Raw genomic sequence first — 17,350 nt, 5'->3', positions numbered from 1 at the left:
ACCGTCCGGCCGCGGTTGCGGCCGGCGGTTCCCAGATGATCAGCCGGAGAGGCTTAGATCTTGCCGACGAGGTCGAGCGACGGGGCGAGCGTCTTCTCACCCTCTTCCCACTTGGCCGGGCAGACCTCGCCCGGGTGCGAAGCGACGTACTGGGCGGCCTTCACCTTGCGGAGCAGCTCGCGGGCGTCGCGGCCGATGCCGCCGGCGGTGATCTCGATGATCTGGATCTTGCCGTCCGGGTCGACGACGAAGGTGCCGCGGTCGGCGAGGCCCTTCTCCTCGATCAGGATCTCGAAGTTGCGGCAGATCGTGCCGGTCGGGTCGCCGACCATGGTGTAGCCGATCTTGCCGATGGCCGGCGAGGTGTCGTGCCAAGCCTTGTGGCAGAAGTGGGTGTCGGTCGAAACGCTGTAGATTTCAACGCCGAGCTTCTGGAACTCGCTGTAGTTATCGGCCAGGTCTTCCAGCTCGGTCGGGCACACGAAGGTGAAGTCCGCCGGGTAGAAGAAGACGACCGACCACTTGCCCTTCAGGTCGGCGTCGCTGACGTCGATGAACTTGCCGCCCTTGAAAGCGGTCGCCTTGAACGGCTTAATCTCGGTGTTGATCAAGGACATGATTTCTCCATCAGTCTGAATGATTGGAGCAAGCGTCACTCCGGTGTCCTGCCCGCTTGGCGCCGTTTCCCATATGGGCTACCAGCGCCGCGGCATCCCTGCCGGAAGTCCGCTCCCCCCTCGTTGGTCGCTTGACACCAGGGAAGTTAGGGGCAATGGATCAGCGATGGAAGCGAAAAATACCAATCGCTTTGATCGATAAAACCGATTATTGTGCAGTGCATGAAGCCCCTCCCCACGTTGCGTCAGCTCCACTACCTCGTCGCCGTCGTCGATCGCTGCCATTTCGGCAAGGCGGCGGAAGCCTGCCTCGTCAGCCAGTCCACGCTCAGCGCCGGCATCCAGGAATTGGAGAATCTGCTGGGCGCCCCGCTGCTGGAACGCACGCGGCGCACCGTCCTGCCGACCCCGCTGGGCCGCGAGATCGCCGACCGCGCCCGCATCGTCCTGAAGGGGGCGGAGGAACTGGTGGACATGGCCCGCTCGGTGGAGGACCCGATGTCCGGGCCGCTCCATCTGGGCGTGATCCCAACCATCGGCCCCTTCCTGATCCCCCGCGTGATGCCGGCCCTGCGCGACAGCTTCCCCAAGCTCAAGCTGTTCCTGCGCGAGGACCAGACCGCTCGGCTGCTCGACCGGCTGGAGTCGGGGGAGCTGGACGCGGCCATCCTGGCCCTGCCCTATCCCTCCGGCGACGTGGAATCGATCGACCTCGCCGAAGACCGCTTTTCCGTGGTCTGCACGCCCGCGCACCGGCTGAGCGACGTCACGACGCCCCGCCCATCCGACGTGGCGCTTGAGGATCTGCTGCTGCTGGAGGATGGGCATTGCCTGCGCGACCACGCGCTGGCCGCCTGCTCCATGGAGGGGGCGCGGCAAAGCGCCGCCTTCCAGGGCACCAGCCTGCACACGCTGGTGCAGATGGTCGCCAACGGGCTGGGGGTGACCCTGCTGCCGCAGATGGCGCTCGACTCGGGGATTCTGCGCGGTTTGGATGTGGTGGTCCGCCCCCTGGGCGGGGAGCGGCCCTACCGCCGCATCGGGCTGGTCTGGCGCCGCACGTCCGGCCGCAAGGAGACCTTCCGGCAGCTCGCCGCTGCTCTGAAGACGGAAATGTCCCGCGACAGCGGACCGCAGGCCCCCGCCAACGGCGACGCCAGCGTGCGGACGGCCGCCTGACCGGGAATCAGAGAACGTAGGTCATCACGAGGTACAGCAGCGCCTCGCCGTCGCCCACATTGCGGTAGGCGTGAGGGGAGTCGGCGTCGAACTGGATCGTGTCGCCCTCCTCCAGCCGGTGGGTGCCGTCGCCGGTCTCGATCTCGACCACACCGCTCCCGACCAGGATGTTCTCCACCGTGCCGATGGTGTGGGCGTCGGCCCGCTCGTCAGTGCCGGGAGCGAGGCGCAGCTCGTAGAACTCCACCTGCCGCTCCCCGTGAAATGGGAACAGCGCCCGCGAGCTGAAACGCCCGTCGCGCGAGGCCAGCGGCTGGCTGTCCGCCCGCCGGATCACTGTGGTCCCGCCGCTGCCCCCGCTGCTGAGCAGGCTGGAGAAGGGCACATCGAGCGCGCGGGCGATGGTCCACAGGAAATCGATGCTGGACGGCCCACGCCCGGCCTCGACCGCCGTCAGCTCCGCCCGGCTGTTGCCCGACAGCTTGGCGAGCGCATCGACGGACAGCCCCTGGCGGAGCCGGAAATTGCGGATGTTCTCGGCGATCACGCTGGTCAGCGGATTGGCGTCGCCGTCCGCGGTCCGAGCGTCCGTGCTCCGGGGGGGCGATGTCGTGCTCATGGTGTCTGGCCCTCCCGCACTCGGTGAATCGGTCAGCAAACTCTGAGGTTCAGCGAGGCGCCTGCTGAATCTGGTCGAACAGGGCACCCTCCGCGAAGTGGGTTGCCTGGGCCTTGCGCCAGCCGCCGAAGACATCGTCCACGGTCACCAGCGCCACCGGGGAGAAGCGCCCGGCATACTGCCGCGCCAGTTCGGGATGGCGGGGCCGGTAGAAATTCCGGGCGGCGATCTCCTGCCCCTCGCGGGTGTAGAGATACTGCACGTAGGCCTCGGCCACCTTGCGGGTGCCCTTGCGGTCGACCACGCTGTCCACCACGGCCACCGGCGGCTCGGTGAGGATCGACAGGGACGGCACGACGATCTCGAACTGGTCGGCGCCGAACTCCTGGAGCGACAGGAAGGCCTCGTTCTCCCAGGCCAGCAGCACGTCGCCGACGCCCTTGCGCGTGAAGGTCAGGGCGGCCCCGCGGGCGCCGCTGTCCAGCACCGGCACGTTCTTGAACAGGTCGGCGACGAACTGCCTGGCCTTGGCCTCGTCGTTGCCGTTGGTCTTCAGCGCGTAGGCCCAGGCGGCGAGGTAGTTCCAGCGCGCCCCGCCCGAGGTTTTCGGGTTCGGCGTCACCACTTCCACGCCCGGCTTCACCAGATCGTCCCAGTCCTTGATCTGCTTCGGGTTGCCCTTGCGGACCAGGAAAACGATGGTGGAGGTGTAGGGGGAGCTGTTGTTCGGCAGGCGCGTCCGCCAGTCCTTGGCGATCAGCCCGGTGTCGGCGATGGCGTCCACGTCGTAGGCCAGCGCCAGCGTGACCACGTCGGCATCGAGCCCGTCGATGACCGAGCGCGCCTGCGCGCCTGATCCGCCGTGCGATTGCCGGATGACCACCGTTTCCCCAGCCACCTCGGCCCAGGTGCGGGCGAAGGCCGGGTTGAACTCCTCATACAGTTCCCGCGTCGGGTCATAGGACACGTTCAGGATCGTGTCGCGGACCGCGGCGCTGGCCGTTGCCAAGGCGGCCAGGATTGCGCCCACGGCGACAAGGCACTGGCTGACGCGCAACGGCATGAACAGATTCCCCAAGGCTTGCGTTTGGCGGCGGTGGGCCGTGAGGGGCATTGAACATCAACTATCCCTATTGGGCAAGTCGCCTTTTGAAATGACATGTGTGATTCACAAAACTGAAGCCATATTTTATCAACTATTTTATGTGAAATAGAGGAAGGCGGTCCGTTCCGCGGACCGAACCGCGTTTCACGCTGTTGTTGGGCCATGCAGACAAAGCTTTTCCACCGATCCCATCCACTTCTGACCACCGCCTTGGCGCTTCTGGCTCTCGCGGGATGCGAAACCTACGACCCTGGGAACCCGTTGATCGGGCGCTGGACGCTGATCGCTCCCATCGGTCTCGGCACCGCCGATGCGGAAGCGGGGGGTATGGGCATGGCCCTGGGAACCTACGAGTTCCGCCGGTCCAGCATGAGGATGCGCGGCCTGGGGTTTGAACAGCCGGTGAGTTATTCCGTGTCAGGCAACACCGTCACCGTCCTTCCGGAAAGCTTCGGGCCGACCCTCGCCATCGAACTGATCGACTCCGACACGGCACGGCTGAAGGACCCGCTGACCGGCGGCCTGATGACGCTGCGTCGGGTCCGGTAGACGCACCGGCCCGGTCAGTTTCGTTTGGAGTCTCAGGCCTGCTTGGCGTCGATGATGCCACGGCGGATGGCGCGGGTCTTGGCAAAATGGTCCTGCAACTGCTGCCCCTCGCCCCAGCGGATGGCGCGCTGGAGGGCCGTCAGATCCTCGGTGAAGCGCTGGAGAATCTCCAGAACCGCCTCGCGGTTGTTCAGGAAGACGTCGCGCCACATCACCGGGTCGCTGGCGGCGATGCGGGTGAAATCGCGGAAACCGCCGGCGGAGAACTTGATGACCTCCGACTTGGTGTCGTCCTCCAGGTCGGACGCCGTGCCAACGATGGTGTAGGCGATCAGGTGCGGCAGGTGCGAGGTGATGGCCAGCACGCGGTCATGGTGGTTGGCGTCCATCAGTTCGACCGTCGAGCCGATGCAGCGCCACAGTTCCACCACCTTCTCCACCGCCGCCTCGTTGGCGCCGGGCGGAGGGGTGACGATGCACCAGCGCCCCTGGAACAGGGTGGCGAAGCCGGCCTCCGGCCCCGAATGCTCGGTGCCCGCGACCGGATGGCCGGGGATCAGATGCACCCCGTCGGGAATGTGCGGACCGACATCGCGCAGCACCGCCTGCTTCACGGAGCCGACATCCGTCACGATCATGCCCGGCCGCAGCAGCGGCCCGACCGCCTCCCCCACCTCCGCGAAGGCGCCGACGGGGGTCGCCAGGATGACCAGTTCCGTCCCTTCAAGCGCTTCCGCCAGATCGGTGGTGGCCTGCTCCACGATGCCCAGTTCCATCGCCTTGGCGCAGTGATCCGGGCTGCGGTCCGCGCAGACGACCTGCCGCGCGACGCCGTAATGGGTGAGCGCCCGCGCCAGGGAGGAACCGATCAGACCGATGCCGACGATGGCGACGCGGTCGAACAGGGGGGTGGCGATCTCGCTCATGATCTTGGAACACCGGCTGCGGATGGGGTGCAGAATGCCCCGCTATAAAGCACCAAGGCGCCCCATGACCAAGCGAAACTTTGCCCCACGGTGAAGCCGCCAACATGCCGCAAACGAAAAGGCCGGGCAGCAAGGCCCGGCCTCCTCCATCACGATTAGCCGGTTTGTCAGGCCGCCAGGAAGTCCTTCAGCGCCCGCACCACCTCGCGCATTTCGGCCTCCGTGCCGATGGTGACGCGCAGGCAGCTGGGCAGGCCGTAGGAGGGCATCTGGCGGACCAGGATGCCGCGGCCCTTCAGGAACAGGCGCGCCGCCTCGGCGTCGTCCTTGCCGGCGGCTTGGCCGGCGAAGTCCACCAGCACGAAGTTCGTCACGCTGGGGTGGGTCTTCAGGCCGAGCCCCTGCACCTGCTGGACGAACCACTCCCGCCACTCGGTGTTGTGGCTGCGCGAGCGCTCCAGGAATTCGGTGTCCTCCAGCGCCGCCACCCCGGCGATCTGCGCCGCGGAGGAGACGTTGAAGGGACCGCGCACGCGGTTCAGCACGTCGGCGATCCCCGCCGGGCAATAGGCCCAGCCCAGCCGGACCGAGCCCAGCGCGAAGATCTTCGAGAAGGTGCGGGTCATCACCACGTTGGGGAAGCGATCCACCAGCTCCTGCCCCGCCGAATAGTCGTTGTGGTTCATGTACTCGGCGTAGGCCGCGTCGATGACCAGGATGGCGTTTTCCGGCAGGCCGGCGTGCAGGCGGGCCATCTCGTCGGCGGTGATGTAGGTGCCGGTCGGGTTGTTCGGGTTGGCGACGAAAACCAGCCGGGTACGCGGCGTGACGTGGGCCAGCAGCGAATCCACGTCGGTGGTCAGGTTCGTCTCCGGCGCCTGGACCGGCGTGGCGCCGACCGACTTGGCGCCGATCGGGTACATCAGGAAGCCGTGCTGCGAATACAGCACCTCGTCCCCCGGCCCTGCGTAGGCGCGGATCAGCAGGGCGATCAGCTCGTCGGAGCCGGCGCCGCAGACCACGCGGTCGGCGTCCAGGCCGAAGCGCTCGGCGATGGCCTTGCGCAGCTTGGCGGAGCCGCCGTCCGGGTAGCGGTGCAGCTCGCCCGCGGCGGCCTTGTAGGCCTCCACGGCGCGCGGGCTGGGGCCGAGCGCGCCTTCGTTGGAGGCGAGGCGGATGTGCCCCGCATGCTCGCCGCCGACGTAGGGGGCGATGTCGAGAATCCCCGGGCGGGGCGCCGGGCCGTTGTTCGGCTGGGTCATGTCAGGTCTCAGACCTTGCGGGCGTCATTGGAAAGATGAGGCGGAGAGATGGAGCGGGACGGCGTAGCCGCCCACGATGTTGATCCGCACCGGGATCTCGCCCAGCCGGCCGGCGAAGGCGGACAGGCGCGGGTCGGTGTGGTCGACGAAGTCGGCGACCTCGACCAGATGGATGGACGGGCCGGACGGGTCGCGGGCGTGCCAGGTGCAGAAATAGGTCGGGGCGAGGCCGCTCGTCTCCAGATGGTCCTTGAGCCGGCCGCGGCTGAGGTCATGCCCCAGCTCGATCCCCAGGAGGGTGCGGTCGTCGCCGGTCGGCTCGTGCGGGACCAGCGCGATGGCCAGCGCGTCGCGGTCCTCGCCGCGGGCGTTGCCGCGCCCGGCGAAGGGCAGCCGCGCCACCACGCGCGGCGTGCGCGCGTCGGACGACACCAGGAAGCGCCACCAGGGGTCCGCGTCGTCTTCAGCCGGGTAGGGAACAACGCCGACGGTGGCCGTGCCCTCCGACACCGCGCGGATGGCGGCGGCGGGCGAGTTGACGGCGGTCATCGGAACGACGCTGCCGAAATGGTCGCGGGCCACGTCCCAGAATCCGCGGCGGTCCTCCGGCGCGTAGACGGCGACGGCGAAGGGCCCCTGGAGACGGGTGAAGGCCGTGATCATCTCCCGCCACATGCGGACGACGGCCATCGCCGGGAAGGAGCCGGCGTGACGCGCCATCAGGCGGCGCAGGATCACCGCCTCGCGCGCCGGGCGCAGGTAGATCGGGACCTGGGGATTTCCACTGACCTGACCTTCCGCAGCCTCGATCTGGCCTTTGACGACGCCGACGCGCTCCACCACCGCGGCGCGGCGCATCAGCAGGTCGTGGATCGTATCGTCGATGTGATCGATCTCGCGGCGCAGATCGTCGAGCGGGGACTTGGGCGGAGGCATGGGGCGGGAAACCGTCAAATCCAGGGCGAATCCAAAGCCGGATAGTAGTAGTCCGCAAGCGCCGCGAAATCAAAGAAAACGTTGACACTCCCAACCGCCGATCCGTAGCTATACCGTCCCGTTTTCCGGAGGCTCCCGACCCGTCATGTCCGCGCCGAACCCCGCCGCTGCCGTGCCTGCCGAACCCGCGACGATGCCCGGCCACCGGGTCACGCTCGGGGTGGACAAGCCCATGCGGCTGGACAGCGGGGCGGAGCTGGGTCCCTTCGACGTCGCCTACCAGACCTACGGCACGCTGAACGCCGACCGGTCGAATGCCATCCTGATCTGCCACGCCCTGACCGGCGACCATTACGTGCTGGACCAGCATCCGGTGACCGGCAAGCCCGGCTGGTGGGAGATGCTGGTCGGTCCGGGCAGGCCGGTCGACACAGACCGCTATTTCGTCATCTGCTCCAACGTGATCGGCGGCTGCATGGGCTCCACCGGCCCGAAGGAGACCGACCCGGCGACCGGCAAGCCCTATGGCCTCGGCTTTCCCGTCATCACCATCGGCGACATGGTGCGCGCCCAGAAGCTGCTGGTCGAGCATCTGGGGATCGAGCAGCTCTTCTGCGTGATCGGCGGCTCCATGGGCGGCATGCAGGTCCTGCAATGGGCGGTGGCCTATCCCGAATCGGTCTTCGCCGCGGTGCCGATCGCCACGGCGGCCCGCCACTCGGCGCAGAACATCGCCTTCCACGAGGTGGGCCGGCAGGCGATCATGGCCGACCCGGACTGGGCCGGCGGCAACTACCTGCTGGAGGGCACCCGCCCCCACCGCGGCTTGGCGGTGGCGCGCATGGCGGCGCACATCACCTACCTGTCGGAGCCGGCGCTGCACCGCAAGTTCGGGCGCAACCTGCAGAACCGCCAGACCGTCACCTACGGCTTCGACGCCGATTTCCAGGTGGAAAGCTATTTGCGCCACCAGGGCATCACCTTCGTCGAGCGGTTCGACGCCAACTCCTACCTCTACATCACGCGGGCGATGGACTATTTCGATCTCGCCGCGGATTACGGGGGCGGCACCCTGTCCAACGCCTTCCGCAAGGACGGCAAGGGCACGCCGGTGCGCTTCTGCCTGGCCAGCTTCTCCAGCGACTGGCTGTTCCCCACCTCCGAATCGCGGGCCATCGTGCACGCGCTGAACGCGGTGGCCGCCAACGTCAGCTTCGTGGAGATCCGGACCGACAAGGGCCACGACTCCTTCCTGCTGGATGAGCCCGAATTCCACCAGGTGATCCGTGGCTTCCTGGAGGGCTGCGCCGAGCACCGCGGCCTGACACGGACATCCCGGACATGAGCCCCCTCGACGACAAGCAAGCCTCCGCCTCCACGGCCTCCGGCAACGGCATCCGCACCGACCTGAAGCTGATCGCGGAGATGGTGGAGCCGGGCAGCCGCGTGCTCGACGTTGGCTGCGGCGACGGCGCCCTGCTCGCCTTCCTGTCCCGCCGGAAGGGAGTGGACGGGCGCGGGATCGAGCTGTCGATGGACGGCGTGCACCAGTGCGTGGCCCAGGGCCTGTCGGTCATCCAGGGCGACGCCGAAACCGACCTGCAGGACTACCCGCCGGGCGCCTTCGATTACGTGATCCTCAGCCAGACCCTCCAGGCGATGCGGGAGCCGCGGACGGTCCTGGAGACGATGACGCGCATCGGGCGGCGGGCCATCGTGTCGGTGCCCAATTTCGGCTACTGGCGCATCCGCGCGCAGCTTCTGTTGACCGGACGCATGCCGGTGACGGAGAAGCTGGGCTACCAGTGGTGGGAAACACCCAACATCCATTTCTGCACGATCAAGGACTTCGTCGTCCTGGCGGAGGAGCTGGGCATCCGCATCGAGCGCTGCATGATCGTGAACGGCGCCGGCCGCGTCACCGGCCACGCCCATTCCGGGCTCGCCAACCTGCTGGGCGAGCAGGGCGTCTTCCTGCTGCGCCGGGACTGACCGCCCCCCGCCGGTTCCCGGCGATGCAACCCCTGCCCCGCTGGCGCTGTTGATAGGCAAAGTCCGTTCAACAACAGACCAGCGGGAGCCACGCACCATGCGCCTCGTCCCCTCCTCCGTCCTGGCCGCATCGGCCGCCGCCCTGCTGCTGTCCGGCGCCACAGCGTCGGCGCAGGCGCCGCAGGCCCCGCTGGCGTCACCGGACGCCGCCCGCCCCCCGCTGATGACGGCGCCGCGCCCGGACGACACCCCGGCCACCCCGCCCGCGGCCTCGCCGGAGGGCCTCGGCGGTGCGGCGCCTTCCGACGAGATGCAGCGCGCGGCCCCCTCCGTCGCCGCCATTCCCCATCTGCTGACCCCGGAGGAGGCGCGGACTCTGATCGGCAGGGAGGTGCGGACCCGCGACGGTCAGCCCGGCGGATCCATCAAGGACTTCACGCTGGACGGCACCGCCGCCTCGATCGAACGGATCGTGCTGGCCCCCGCGGAGGGCAATGGCGCGGACGGAAAGCTGCGGTCCCTGCCGGTCAGCATGCTGCGCACAGACATCGCGGGCGCGTCCGCCGGTGCCGACGGTTCCACGCCGCCGACGCTGGACCTTCCGGCCTCCGAACTCGCGCGGGCACCGGAATTCACCTATGGCGAGGGCGTGAAGACGGTGACCGGCCAGTCCCGGTAACGGCTCAAGTGCCGCTGTCCACCGCGCGCAGCAGGTCGAGGACAAGCCGCTCGCCGTCCGGCCAGGGGCCGTAGCCGGCGGAGGTGTTGATGTGGTTGAGGTCGCCGCCGTCGATGAAGTCGGCTCCCCACCCCACCGCGAACCCGCAGGAGCGCGCGATCGGGGCGTAAGGATCGTTGCGGCTGGCCAGCACCACCGTGCGGAAGGGCAGCGGGTCGGTGGGCACCGGGGCGAAGCCGTGAACCTCCGGCGGCGTGTGCTCCGCCGATTCGACGTCCGGCGGGGCGACCAGCAGGGCGGCGGCGATCTTGCCGACCGACGAGCCGCTCCGCACGGCCCAATGAGCCACCGTCATGCAGCCGAGGCTGTGGGCGACCAGCATCACCGGGGCGGCCGCGGCGGTCACGGCATCCTCCAGCGACCGCACCCAATCTTCCAGGGCCGGCGCGTCCCAGTCGACCTGCTCCACCCGCGTGAAGGATGGATGGCGTTGTTGCAGCCAGCTTTGCCAGTGTTCGGGACCGGAATTGCCGAGTCCGGGGACGATCAGAACGTTCGCCTTCGCCATGGGGTTTGATCCGCTGCGGTGAACAGGGACGTTATAAACCCGGACGGTCCCGGAGCAAGGCTTACGGCTCCTCCGACACGCGCCACGCGCCGGACCCCGCCGGGCGGCGGGCCGGGGCCGCCCCGCCGGGAAGCGGAACGATCAGGCGGCGCTTGGCCGGCTGCTGGGTCTTGCGCGGCACGCCCGCGAAGATCTGCTTGGACGCCTCGATCATCGTGACGCCGGCGAAGGCCTTGAACCAGCGCCCGCCCACCTCCTCCCAGGCCGGGGCGGTCTTCAGCAGGAAGCGGGAGCGCAGCGGCGGCAGGAACAGCGCGTGCCCCGTGCGCTCCGGCACGAACATGGTGTCGCGCAGCACCTGCTTCAGTTGCGAGGCCGAATAGGGGAAGCCATGGCCAAAGGGCGTCCAGTCGGCCCGCGCCCACAGGCCGCGGCGGTTCGGCACGACCACCAGCACCCGCCCGCCGCCGGCGAGCACGCGCCAGATCTCCCGCATCATCGGGCGGAGCTGCTCGGTCCCTTCCAGCCCATGGACGAGCAGCACGCGGTCCACCGACATGTCGGCGAGCGGCAGGTCCGCCTCGTCGCCCAGCGCCACCAGCCCAGGCCCGCCCGGCGGCCAGAAGGTCACGCCCTGGGTCGCCGGCATGATGGAGAACACCCGCTCCGCCTCGTCGCGGAAGGGCTGCAGATACGGCGTCGTGTAGCCGACCCCCAGCACGATCTGCCCGCGCAGGTCGGGCCAGATGGTGCGGATGCGCCGACGGATCATCCGCCGCGCCGCCTGACCCAGCCCGGACTCGTAGAACTCACGAAGATCGACGATATCGGTGTACATGGTCATCCCAGGCTATCACGTTTCGATCAACCGTACATTCATGCGGGAGGGGCCCAAGGCCATGGACATCCACCTGATTCCGGCGTTCGCCGACAACTACATCTACCTCCTGCGCGATCCGGCCAGCGGCGCCGTGGGAGTCGTTGACCCCGGCGACGCGCAGCCCGTGCTGACGGAACTGGACCGGCGCAACTGGACGCTGACGCACATCTTCAACACCCACCATCACAGCGACCACATCGGCGGCAACCACGCGCTGAAGGCGCGCTACGGCGCCGACGTGATCGGCCCGCGCGCCGACGTGGCCCGCATTCCCGATATGGAGACGTGTCTGGGCGAAGGCGAGACCATTTCGTTTGGATCGCTCACCGCAAAGGTGTTTTTCGTCCCCGGTCACACCTCGGGCCACATCGCCTTCTGGTTTCCGGAGGCCAAGGCGCTGTTCTGCGGCGACACGCTGTTCGCGCTCGGCTGCGGGCGGTTGTTCGAGGGCACGCCCGCCCAGATGTGGTCCTCGCTGGTCAAGCTGCGCGGCCTGCCGGACGACACGCGCGTCTATTGCGGCCACGAATACACCCTGTCCAACGCCCGCTTCGCCGTGACGGTGGAGCCGGACAACGCCGCCCTGAAGGCCCGTGCGGCGGACGTCGCCGCGCAGCGCGAGCGCGGGGAGCCGACCATTCCGTCCGCACTGGGTGTCGAGAAAGCCACCAACCCCTTCCTGCGCGCCGATGCGCCGGAGGTCCAGGCGGCGCTGGGCATGGCCGGAGCCGACCCGGTGGCGGTCTTCGCCGAGATCCGCGGCCGCAAGGACCGCTTTTAAGAAGGACCGCTTTTAAGAAGGACCGCTTTTAAGACGGCGCGCCCTCGCGCTACGCTGACGCCCACCGAACGGGAGGAGAGATTTTCATGAAGCTGCGCTGGAGCCCGACCTCGCCCTACGTCCGCAAGGTCGCGATGGTCCTCATCGAATGCGGGCTGGATTCGGCGGTCGGGAAGCAGGTGACCAACGCCTGGGCGCCGGACACGGACCTGCCGGCGGACAACCCGCTGGGCAAGGTGCCGGCCCTGATCCTGGAGGACGGCTCGACGCTCTACGACAGCCCGGTGATCGCGGAGTATCTGGACTCGCTGCACGACGGCCCGCGCCTGTTCCCGGCCTCCGGCCCGGCGCGCTGGACGGCGCTGCGCCAGCAGGCGCTGGCCGACGGCATCTGCGACGCCGCCATCCTGCGCCGCCTGGAGCTTCAGCGTCCGGACGGCGAGCGCTCCGAATCCTGGGCGGAGCGCCAGCGCCGCGCCGTCGCCCGCGCGCTCGACGTGCTGGAGGCGGAAGCGCCGGCCCTCGACGGCACGCTGACCATCGGAACGCTGTCCATCCTGGTGGCGCTCGGCTACCTCGACTTCCGGTTCGGGCACGAGGATTGGCGGGTGGGCCGCCCGGAACTGGCGGCTTGGTTCGCCTCGGCCTCCGACCTCGACAGCTTCCGCCGCACCGCCCCGCCACCGGCGTGACGGAGGGCGAGGCCATGGAGTCGCTGACGCCCGAGCGCATCATCGCCACGCTGGGCATGCAGCCCCATCCGGAAGGCGGCCACTATGTGGAGACCTTCCGGGACGCCCCGCCGGGCGGCGGACGCGGAGTCAAGACCGGCATCCATTACCTGCTTCAGGCCGGCGAGCGCTCCCACTGGCACCGGGTGGACGCGGTCGAGATGTGGCACTGGCACGCCGGCGGACCGCTGGAGCTGTCCATCTCCGCCGACGGGCGGTCGGTGGAGCGGGTGGTGCTGGGGATGGACCTGGCGGGCGGCCAACGCCCGCAGGGGGTCGTTCCGGCGCACGCGTGGCAGGCGGCGCGGCCGTTGGCGGGCTGGGTTCTGGTCGGCTGCACCGTCTCCCCCGCCTTCGAATTCGCCGGCTTCGAGATGGCGCCGGAGGGGTGGGAGCCCGGGTAAGGATCCGCCCGCCTCACGCCGCATAAAAAAGGCGCCCCGGAAGCGGGGCGCCTTTTCAACGTCGGCCTTCGGAGACCAGCCCTCAGGGCTGTTCCAGGTTGATCCGGCTCGGCAGGGGATCGAGCTGGTCGCGGTACTTGGCGTCGGGGCGCGCGGCATAGGGCTTGGAGGTCGGCGACATCAGCGTCTCGAAGCTGAGGGCACAGATCCTCATGCCCGGACGCAGCGCCAGCGGCAGCCGCCCGCAGTTGAAGAATTCCAGCGTGATGCGGCCGTTCCAACCCGGATCGATGGTGTGCGCGGTGGCGTGCACCATCAGCCCGAGGCGAGCGAGGCTGCTGCGACCGTCCAGACGGCCGGCGATGTCGTTGGGAAGGCCGATGCGCTGCACCGTGATCCCGAGCACCAGCTCGCCCGGATGCAGGAAGAACGGCTCACCAACGGGAACCTCGACCCGATCCATCAGCTTGTCGGGAACCTGGCTGGGATGGCCCTCCGGTGGGGCAAGGTCGACGAAGGCCGCCTTGCCCGGCGGGAAGACCTGGAAGGCGTTCCCGAGCTGGAGGTCGACCGACATCGCGCCGATCTGGCTCTCCGCCGGCAACGGGTCGATCTCGATGCGTCCTTCGGCGAGGTATCGGCGAATATCGACGTCTGACAGCTTCATTCCTTCCGAACCTCCTGGCGAACCCGCAATCGGCGCGGCTCCGGTCGCTTCCCTGGCGCACTCTATAACCGGATCGACGCCTCTCGACAACACAATCACCAGTCCCTTAGATGGCGCCGGTCCCTTGGATGGGGACGGCTTGGCAAAAGGGGTGATGGGAATGGCGGTATCGTCGATCGACGCGTCGGCAGCGGACAACGAGGCCGAGTTGCGGCGCCTGTCCGTCATCCTGGGCGACGTCCCGCCCGCGGACGACCGGCCGGACACGGTCTCGCTGTTCCGGGCTCGCGTCGCCGAACACGGCGAACGGGTCCGCGCCCTCCGGGATTCCGTGTCGCCGCTGTTCGTCGCGAACGGCGACCTCGCCACCTACGCGACCGCCGACGGCCCTTTGCCGGAGCTGATCCTGGTCGGCGACAATCCGGGGCGCCGGGAGTTCGAGCAATCCGTCTATCTGTGCGTCCAGGGGCGCGCCGGGGCCATGGCGCACAGCTTCTTCGATGGCATCTTCGGCGCCGGGTCCTTCCGCCGCAAGGTGATGGTGCTGAACAAAAGCTCCTTCCACACGCCGCGCACGGTGGGGCTGAACGATGCGATGCGCGACGATCCGGACATCGCCGAGGCCATCCGGCGCGACCAGGAGGAGAACGCCCGCCTGATCGCCGACTCGGTGGCCCTGCTCGGCGTTCCGGTCGTCACCATCGGCATGGAGAGCGGTGGGACGACCTTCCAGAGCTTCCGCAAGACGCTGGAGGCCCGTTACCGCGCCCACGGCAACCCGCCGGCGGTCTTCCAGGGGAAGCGCCTTCCCAGCCCCTTCCGCAAGGTGCCGCATTTCTCACTGTCGAAGATCTTCTGCCGCAACGCCGACCCGGCCTGGAACGCCGCGCTGGACCGCTTCCTGACCCGCCACGCGTCGGTTCCCGGCCTGCGGACGGACAACGGCAATGTGTCGTCCAAGCTGTTGCTCGGGTTGGGGGACGGCCCGCTGTTGGCCGATTACCTGGACAGGGTGATCCTCGGAAACGGCGGATAACCCCCCGCCTCCATCAATGGCTCAGGCCTTGCGCAGCCTTGCGGCAGGCGTCCTCGCAGGTCCGGCAGGCTTCGGCGCAGATGCGGCAGTGCCGGTGCATGCCGGCGTGATGTTCGCATTCCTCGGCGCAGAGGCGGCAGGCGGTGGCGCAGGCGTCGAGCATGGCGCGGATCACCGCCTCGTTGGAACCGCTGCGCCGCGTGGCGACGGAACCGGTGGCCGTGCAGACGTCCGCGCAATCCATGTTCAGACGGATGCACTGGACCAGCTCGGCCAGCTGATCCTCGCCCAGGCAGGCGTCGGCGCAGCTGGTGCAGGTCTGCGCGCAGTCGTAGCAGGCCTCGATGCAGCGGCTGAGCGCGTCGTTGGCGTTGCCGCGGACCTGGGGGTGCGTGCTGATCATCTCGCGGGCGTGCATGGGCAGGCTCCGAAGGACAGGGGTGATGGGGGATGGGCGTCGGTGCCCTCCCCCGCCAACAGCGCCGCGCCTCCATGGTTCGGAAATCCTCCGCCCTTTCCCTGGCCCTGCCCACGCCCACCGGTTTACAAGCGACCGGCGAAGCTTTGGGGGAAACGCGGGTGATCAACGAGACGGTCGGTTTGACGGCGCTGATCCTGGCCGTCGCCACGCTGTACGCCGCGGTCGGGCAGGCCGGCGCCTCGGGCTATCTGGCGGTCATGGGCATCGTCGGGCTCGACCCGGCGACGATGAAGCCGACGGCGCTCGCCCTCAACCTTCTGGTGGCCGCCATCGGCACCACCCGCTTCGCGCGCGCCGGACTGTTCACGTGGCGGGCCTTCTACCCGTTCGGCGTGCTGGGGATGCCCTTCTCGTTCCTCGGCGGCACGCTGCACCTGCCGTCGCATCTCTATTACCCGCTGGTCGGGGCGATCCTCCTTCTGGCGGCGCTGGAACTGGCGCGTTCCACCTGGGCGGCGCGCGGAACACCCGGATTGACGCATGAGGCCACGCCGCCCTTCCTGCCGGCGCTCGCCGCCGGGGCGGCCGTGGGCTTCCTGTCCGGGATGACCGGCACTGGCGGCGGCATCTTCCTGGCGCCGCTGATCCTGCTCATGGGCTGGGTCGAGACCCGCCGCGCCGCCGCCGTGTCGGCCGCCTACAACCTGCTGAACTCGGCGGCGGCGCTGGCCGGGACCTGGACGACCGCGACGACCCTGCCGACGGCCCTGCCCTGGTGGCTGGCCGCCGCCGGGGTGGGCGGGGCGGTCGGCGCCTGGCTGGGAAGCCGCCATCTGCCGACCGCGGCGCTGCGCTATCTGCTGGCCGCGATCCTGGCCTTGTCCGCCCTCAAGATGCTGACGGCCTGACCCTGGCACTCTCCCACGCCCGCCGCTCCCAGACATGGGCGGGCAAACGGCTCATCAGCCCGATGGGCAGCAGGAACAAGGCGAGGTTGGTCCAGCAGAAGGTCCGGCGCCCATCCGCCCGGCCTTGCGGCCCCTGCGCGGCGGCGCGCTCCATCCAGCCGCCGCTCGCCTCCCGATAGTCCGGCATGGCCTCCAGAACGCCGCCGGAGGTGTCGTGGGCCGGGCGGTTGTCGAACATGTCGCGGTCCATCCGGTGGGCCAGCATGCGGTCGGCCAGCGCCGGCGCCACCACGTGCGGCAGGGCGGCGGAGCGCCCCGCGGCGCCGACGAACAGCTCTGGGCGGGGGTTTTCGGCCAGCCGCAGGATGGCCTCCGCCACCTCCTCCGGCGGGCGCAGCGGCGTCATCGCCTTGACGGCGCGGCCGGTGTAGTTCGCGCCATGCTGCCACAGCGGCGTGTCGATGGGGCCGGGCAGCACGGTGCAGACCTGGATTCCGGGGTCCTCCACCAGCTCCTGCCTCAGCGTTTCGGAGAAGCCGCGCACCGCGAACTTGCTGGCGGCATAGGCGGCGGCGTAGCGCTGCCCGACGATGGAGGCCAGCGAGGCGACGTTGATGATTGTGCCCTCCCCCCGCTCCAGAAAATGGGGCATCACGGCGCGGCAACCGTTGGCGGTGCCGAAGAAGTTGGTGCGCATCACCTCCTCGAACACGTCCTGCGGAGTCTCCTCGAAGCGTCCGAAAGCGATCACGCCGGCGTTGTTCACCCAGACGTCGATCCCGCCGAACACCTCGATGGCGCGCTCGGCCAACCGGTTCATCTGCTCCTGGTCGCGCACGTCGGTGGGCACGACCATCGCCCGCCCCCCGGCTTCCACGCAGTCCTCCGCGACCTCGTGCAGGGCGGCGTGGCGCCGCGCCGCCAGCACCACCGCGGCGCCCTGGCGCGCGAATTCCAGGGCGGTCGCCCGGCCGATCCCGCTGGACGCCCCGGTGATGACCACCACCTTGTCGAAATGCCGACCGGCCATAAGCGTTGCTCCCGCATTGTTCGTTCGAGTCCGTTTCCTGGCTAACATCCCAGCCCGGCA

21 protein-coding genes are annotated in these 17,350 nt (G+C 69.0%); 10 read left to right on the top strand and 11 right to left on the bottom strand.

The genetic code is table 11. The annotated features are described in order from the left end of the window. Window positions 1–53: 53 nt before the first annotated feature. Entirely contained in the window at window positions 54–617 is a 564-nt protein-coding gene (ahpC, locus tag H0B54_RS12905) for an alkyl hydroperoxide reductase subunit C (protein ID WP_188260639.1), read from the bottom strand. A gap of 222 nt (window positions 618–839) precedes the next feature. Here ahpC and H0B54_RS12900 point away from each other — a divergent pair, with 222 nt between their 5' ends. Further along, on the top strand, window positions 840–1,796 hold the full coding sequence (locus H0B54_RS12900; RefSeq protein WP_188260638.1) for a hydrogen peroxide-inducible genes activator: 957 nt from the start codon (window positions 840–842) through the stop codon (window positions 1,794–1,796). Window positions 1,797–1,803: 7 nt separating this feature from the next. On the opposite strand, the gene H0B54_RS12895 is transcribed toward H0B54_RS12900, so the two are convergent. Beyond that, on the bottom strand, window positions 1,804–2,415 hold the full coding sequence (locus H0B54_RS12895) for a helix-turn-helix domain-containing protein (RefSeq protein ID WP_188260637.1): 612 nt from the start codon (window positions 2,413–2,415) through the stop codon (window positions 1,804–1,806). A gap of 49 nt (window positions 2,416–2,464) precedes the next feature. Further along, window positions 2,465–3,478: a sulfate ABC transporter substrate-binding protein gene (locus H0B54_RS12890; protein WP_188260636.1), complete on the bottom strand. Its 1,014-nt coding sequence runs from the start codon at window positions 3,476–3,478 to the stop codon at window positions 2,465–2,467. Window positions 3,479–3,682: 204 nt separating this feature from the next. On the opposite strand from H0B54_RS12890, the gene H0B54_RS12885 reads away from it, so the two are divergent. After that, window positions 3,683–4,069, top strand: coding sequence for a hypothetical protein (locus tag H0B54_RS12885; protein ID WP_188260635.1), 387 nt, complete (start codon window positions 3,683–3,685; stop codon window positions 4,067–4,069). A gap of 32 nt (window positions 4,070–4,101) precedes the next feature. Here H0B54_RS12885 and H0B54_RS12880 read toward each other — a convergent pair whose 3' ends face one another. From H0B54_RS12880 to H0B54_RS12870, 3 genes are all read right to left on the bottom strand, one after another. Next, a complete protein-coding gene (locus H0B54_RS12880) occupies window positions 4,102–4,995 on the bottom strand; it encodes a prephenate/arogenate dehydrogenase family protein (protein WP_188260634.1) in 894 nt (297 codons plus the stop codon). A 167-nt stretch (window positions 4,996–5,162) separates the two neighbouring features. Continuing rightward, window positions 5,163–6,257 (bottom strand): histidinol-phosphate transaminase, encoded by a 1,095-nt coding sequence (hisC, locus tag H0B54_RS12875; RefSeq protein WP_188260633.1) that lies wholly within the window; start codon window positions 6,255–6,257, stop codon window positions 5,163–5,165. A 24-nt stretch (window positions 6,258–6,281) separates the two neighbouring features. Further along, window positions 6,282–7,193 (bottom strand): chorismate mutase, encoded by a 912-nt coding sequence (locus tag H0B54_RS12870; protein WP_094305327.1) that lies wholly within the window; start codon window positions 7,191–7,193, stop codon window positions 6,282–6,284. A 145-nt stretch (window positions 7,194–7,338) separates the two neighbouring features. On the opposite strand from H0B54_RS12870, the gene metX reads away from it, so the two are divergent. The 3 genes from metX (at window position 7,339) to H0B54_RS12855 (ending at window position 9,864) form a co-directional block, all read left to right on the top strand. Further along, complete coding sequence (metX, locus tag H0B54_RS12865) at window positions 7,339–8,538, top strand: homoserine O-acetyltransferase MetX (RefSeq protein ID WP_188260632.1); 1,200 nt, start codon at window positions 7,339–7,341, stop codon at window positions 8,536–8,538. After that, the gene (gene metW / locus H0B54_RS12860) at window positions 8,535–9,185 is read left to right on the top strand and encodes a methionine biosynthesis protein MetW (protein WP_188260631.1); all 651 of its coding nucleotides are present in this window, start codon (window positions 8,535–8,537) and stop codon (window positions 9,183–9,185) included. The genes metX and metW overlap by 4 nt, the downstream gene beginning before the upstream one ends. A 97-nt stretch (window positions 9,186–9,282) precedes the next feature. Next, window positions 9,283–9,864, top strand: coding sequence for a PRC-barrel domain-containing protein (locus tag H0B54_RS12855; RefSeq protein ID WP_188260630.1), 582 nt, complete (start codon window positions 9,283–9,285; stop codon window positions 9,862–9,864). Window positions 9,865–9,868: 4 nt separating this feature from the next. Here the strand turns inward: H0B54_RS12855 and H0B54_RS12850 are convergent, their stop codons facing one another. Both H0B54_RS12850 and H0B54_RS12845 read right to left on the bottom strand, forming a co-directional pair. Beyond that, window positions 9,869–10,432: an RBBP9/YdeN family alpha/beta hydrolase gene (locus H0B54_RS12850; RefSeq protein WP_188260629.1), complete on the bottom strand. Its 564-nt coding sequence runs from the start codon at window positions 10,430–10,432 to the stop codon at window positions 9,869–9,871. 61 nt (window positions 10,433–10,493) lie between these two features. Beyond that, the gene (locus H0B54_RS12845; RefSeq protein WP_172428537.1) at window positions 10,494–11,270 is read right to left on the bottom strand and encodes a class I SAM-dependent methyltransferase; all 777 of its coding nucleotides are present in this window, start codon (window positions 11,268–11,270) and stop codon (window positions 10,494–10,496) included. A 61-nt stretch (window positions 11,271–11,331) separates the two neighbouring features. Between H0B54_RS12845 and gloB the strand changes: the two genes are divergently transcribed. From gloB to H0B54_RS12830, 3 genes are all read left to right on the top strand, one after another. Further along, the gene (gene gloB, locus H0B54_RS12840) at window positions 11,332–12,093 is read left to right on the top strand and encodes a hydroxyacylglutathione hydrolase (RefSeq protein ID WP_188260628.1); all 762 of its coding nucleotides are present in this window, start codon (window positions 11,332–11,334) and stop codon (window positions 12,091–12,093) included. A gap of 86 nt (window positions 12,094–12,179) precedes the next feature. Beyond that, entirely contained in the window at window positions 12,180–12,785 is a 606-nt protein-coding gene (locus H0B54_RS12835) for a glutathione S-transferase N-terminal domain-containing protein (protein ID WP_188260627.1), read from the top strand. Window positions 12,786–12,799: 14 nt separating this feature from the next. Further along, window positions 12,800–13,228, top strand: a complete 429-nt coding sequence (locus H0B54_RS12830) for a cupin domain-containing protein (protein WP_188260626.1) — start codon at window positions 12,800–12,802, stop codon at window positions 13,226–13,228. An 82-nt stretch (window positions 13,229–13,310) separates the two neighbouring features. Here the strand turns inward: H0B54_RS12830 and dcd are convergent, their stop codons facing one another. Further along, on the bottom strand, window positions 13,311–13,895 hold the full coding sequence (gene dcd, locus H0B54_RS12825; RefSeq protein ID WP_014197327.1) for a dCTP deaminase: 585 nt from the start codon (window positions 13,893–13,895) through the stop codon (window positions 13,311–13,313). 160 nt (window positions 13,896–14,055) lie between these two features. On the opposite strand from dcd, the gene H0B54_RS12820 reads away from it, so the two are divergent. Next, the gene (locus H0B54_RS12820) at window positions 14,056–14,931 is read left to right on the top strand and encodes a hypothetical protein (protein ID WP_188260625.1); all 876 of its coding nucleotides are present in this window, start codon (window positions 14,056–14,058) and stop codon (window positions 14,929–14,931) included. A gap of 13 nt (window positions 14,932–14,944) precedes the next feature. On the opposite strand, the gene H0B54_RS12815 is transcribed toward H0B54_RS12820, so the two are convergent. Then, entirely contained in the window at window positions 14,945–15,349 is a 405-nt protein-coding gene (locus tag H0B54_RS12815) for a four-helix bundle copper-binding protein (protein ID WP_188260624.1), read from the bottom strand. Window positions 15,350–15,510: 161 nt separating this feature from the next. On the opposite strand from H0B54_RS12815, the gene H0B54_RS12810 reads away from it, so the two are divergent. Continuing rightward, the gene (locus H0B54_RS12810) at window positions 15,511–16,260 is read left to right on the top strand and encodes a TSUP family transporter (RefSeq protein ID WP_188260623.1); all 750 of its coding nucleotides are present in this window, start codon (window positions 15,511–15,513) and stop codon (window positions 16,258–16,260) included. Here H0B54_RS12810 and H0B54_RS12805 read toward each other — a convergent pair. Further along, on the bottom strand, window positions 16,241–17,290 hold the full coding sequence (locus H0B54_RS12805; RefSeq protein ID WP_188260622.1) for an SDR family oxidoreductase: 1,050 nt from the start codon (window positions 17,288–17,290) through the stop codon (window positions 16,241–16,243). The two genes, H0B54_RS12810 and H0B54_RS12805, sit on opposite strands and share 20 nt — an antisense overlap. Window positions 17,291–17,350: the final 60 nt, after the last annotated feature.

The sequence above is a fragment of the Azospirillum tabaci genome (assembly GCF_014596085.1).
In the GTDB taxonomy this organism is placed as follows: Bacteria; Pseudomonadota; Alphaproteobacteria; order Azospirillales; family Azospirillaceae; genus Azospirillum; species Azospirillum tabaci.
Note: the sequence above shows the minus strand (reverse complement) of the source record. Positions and strands in the feature narration are given on the sequence as shown.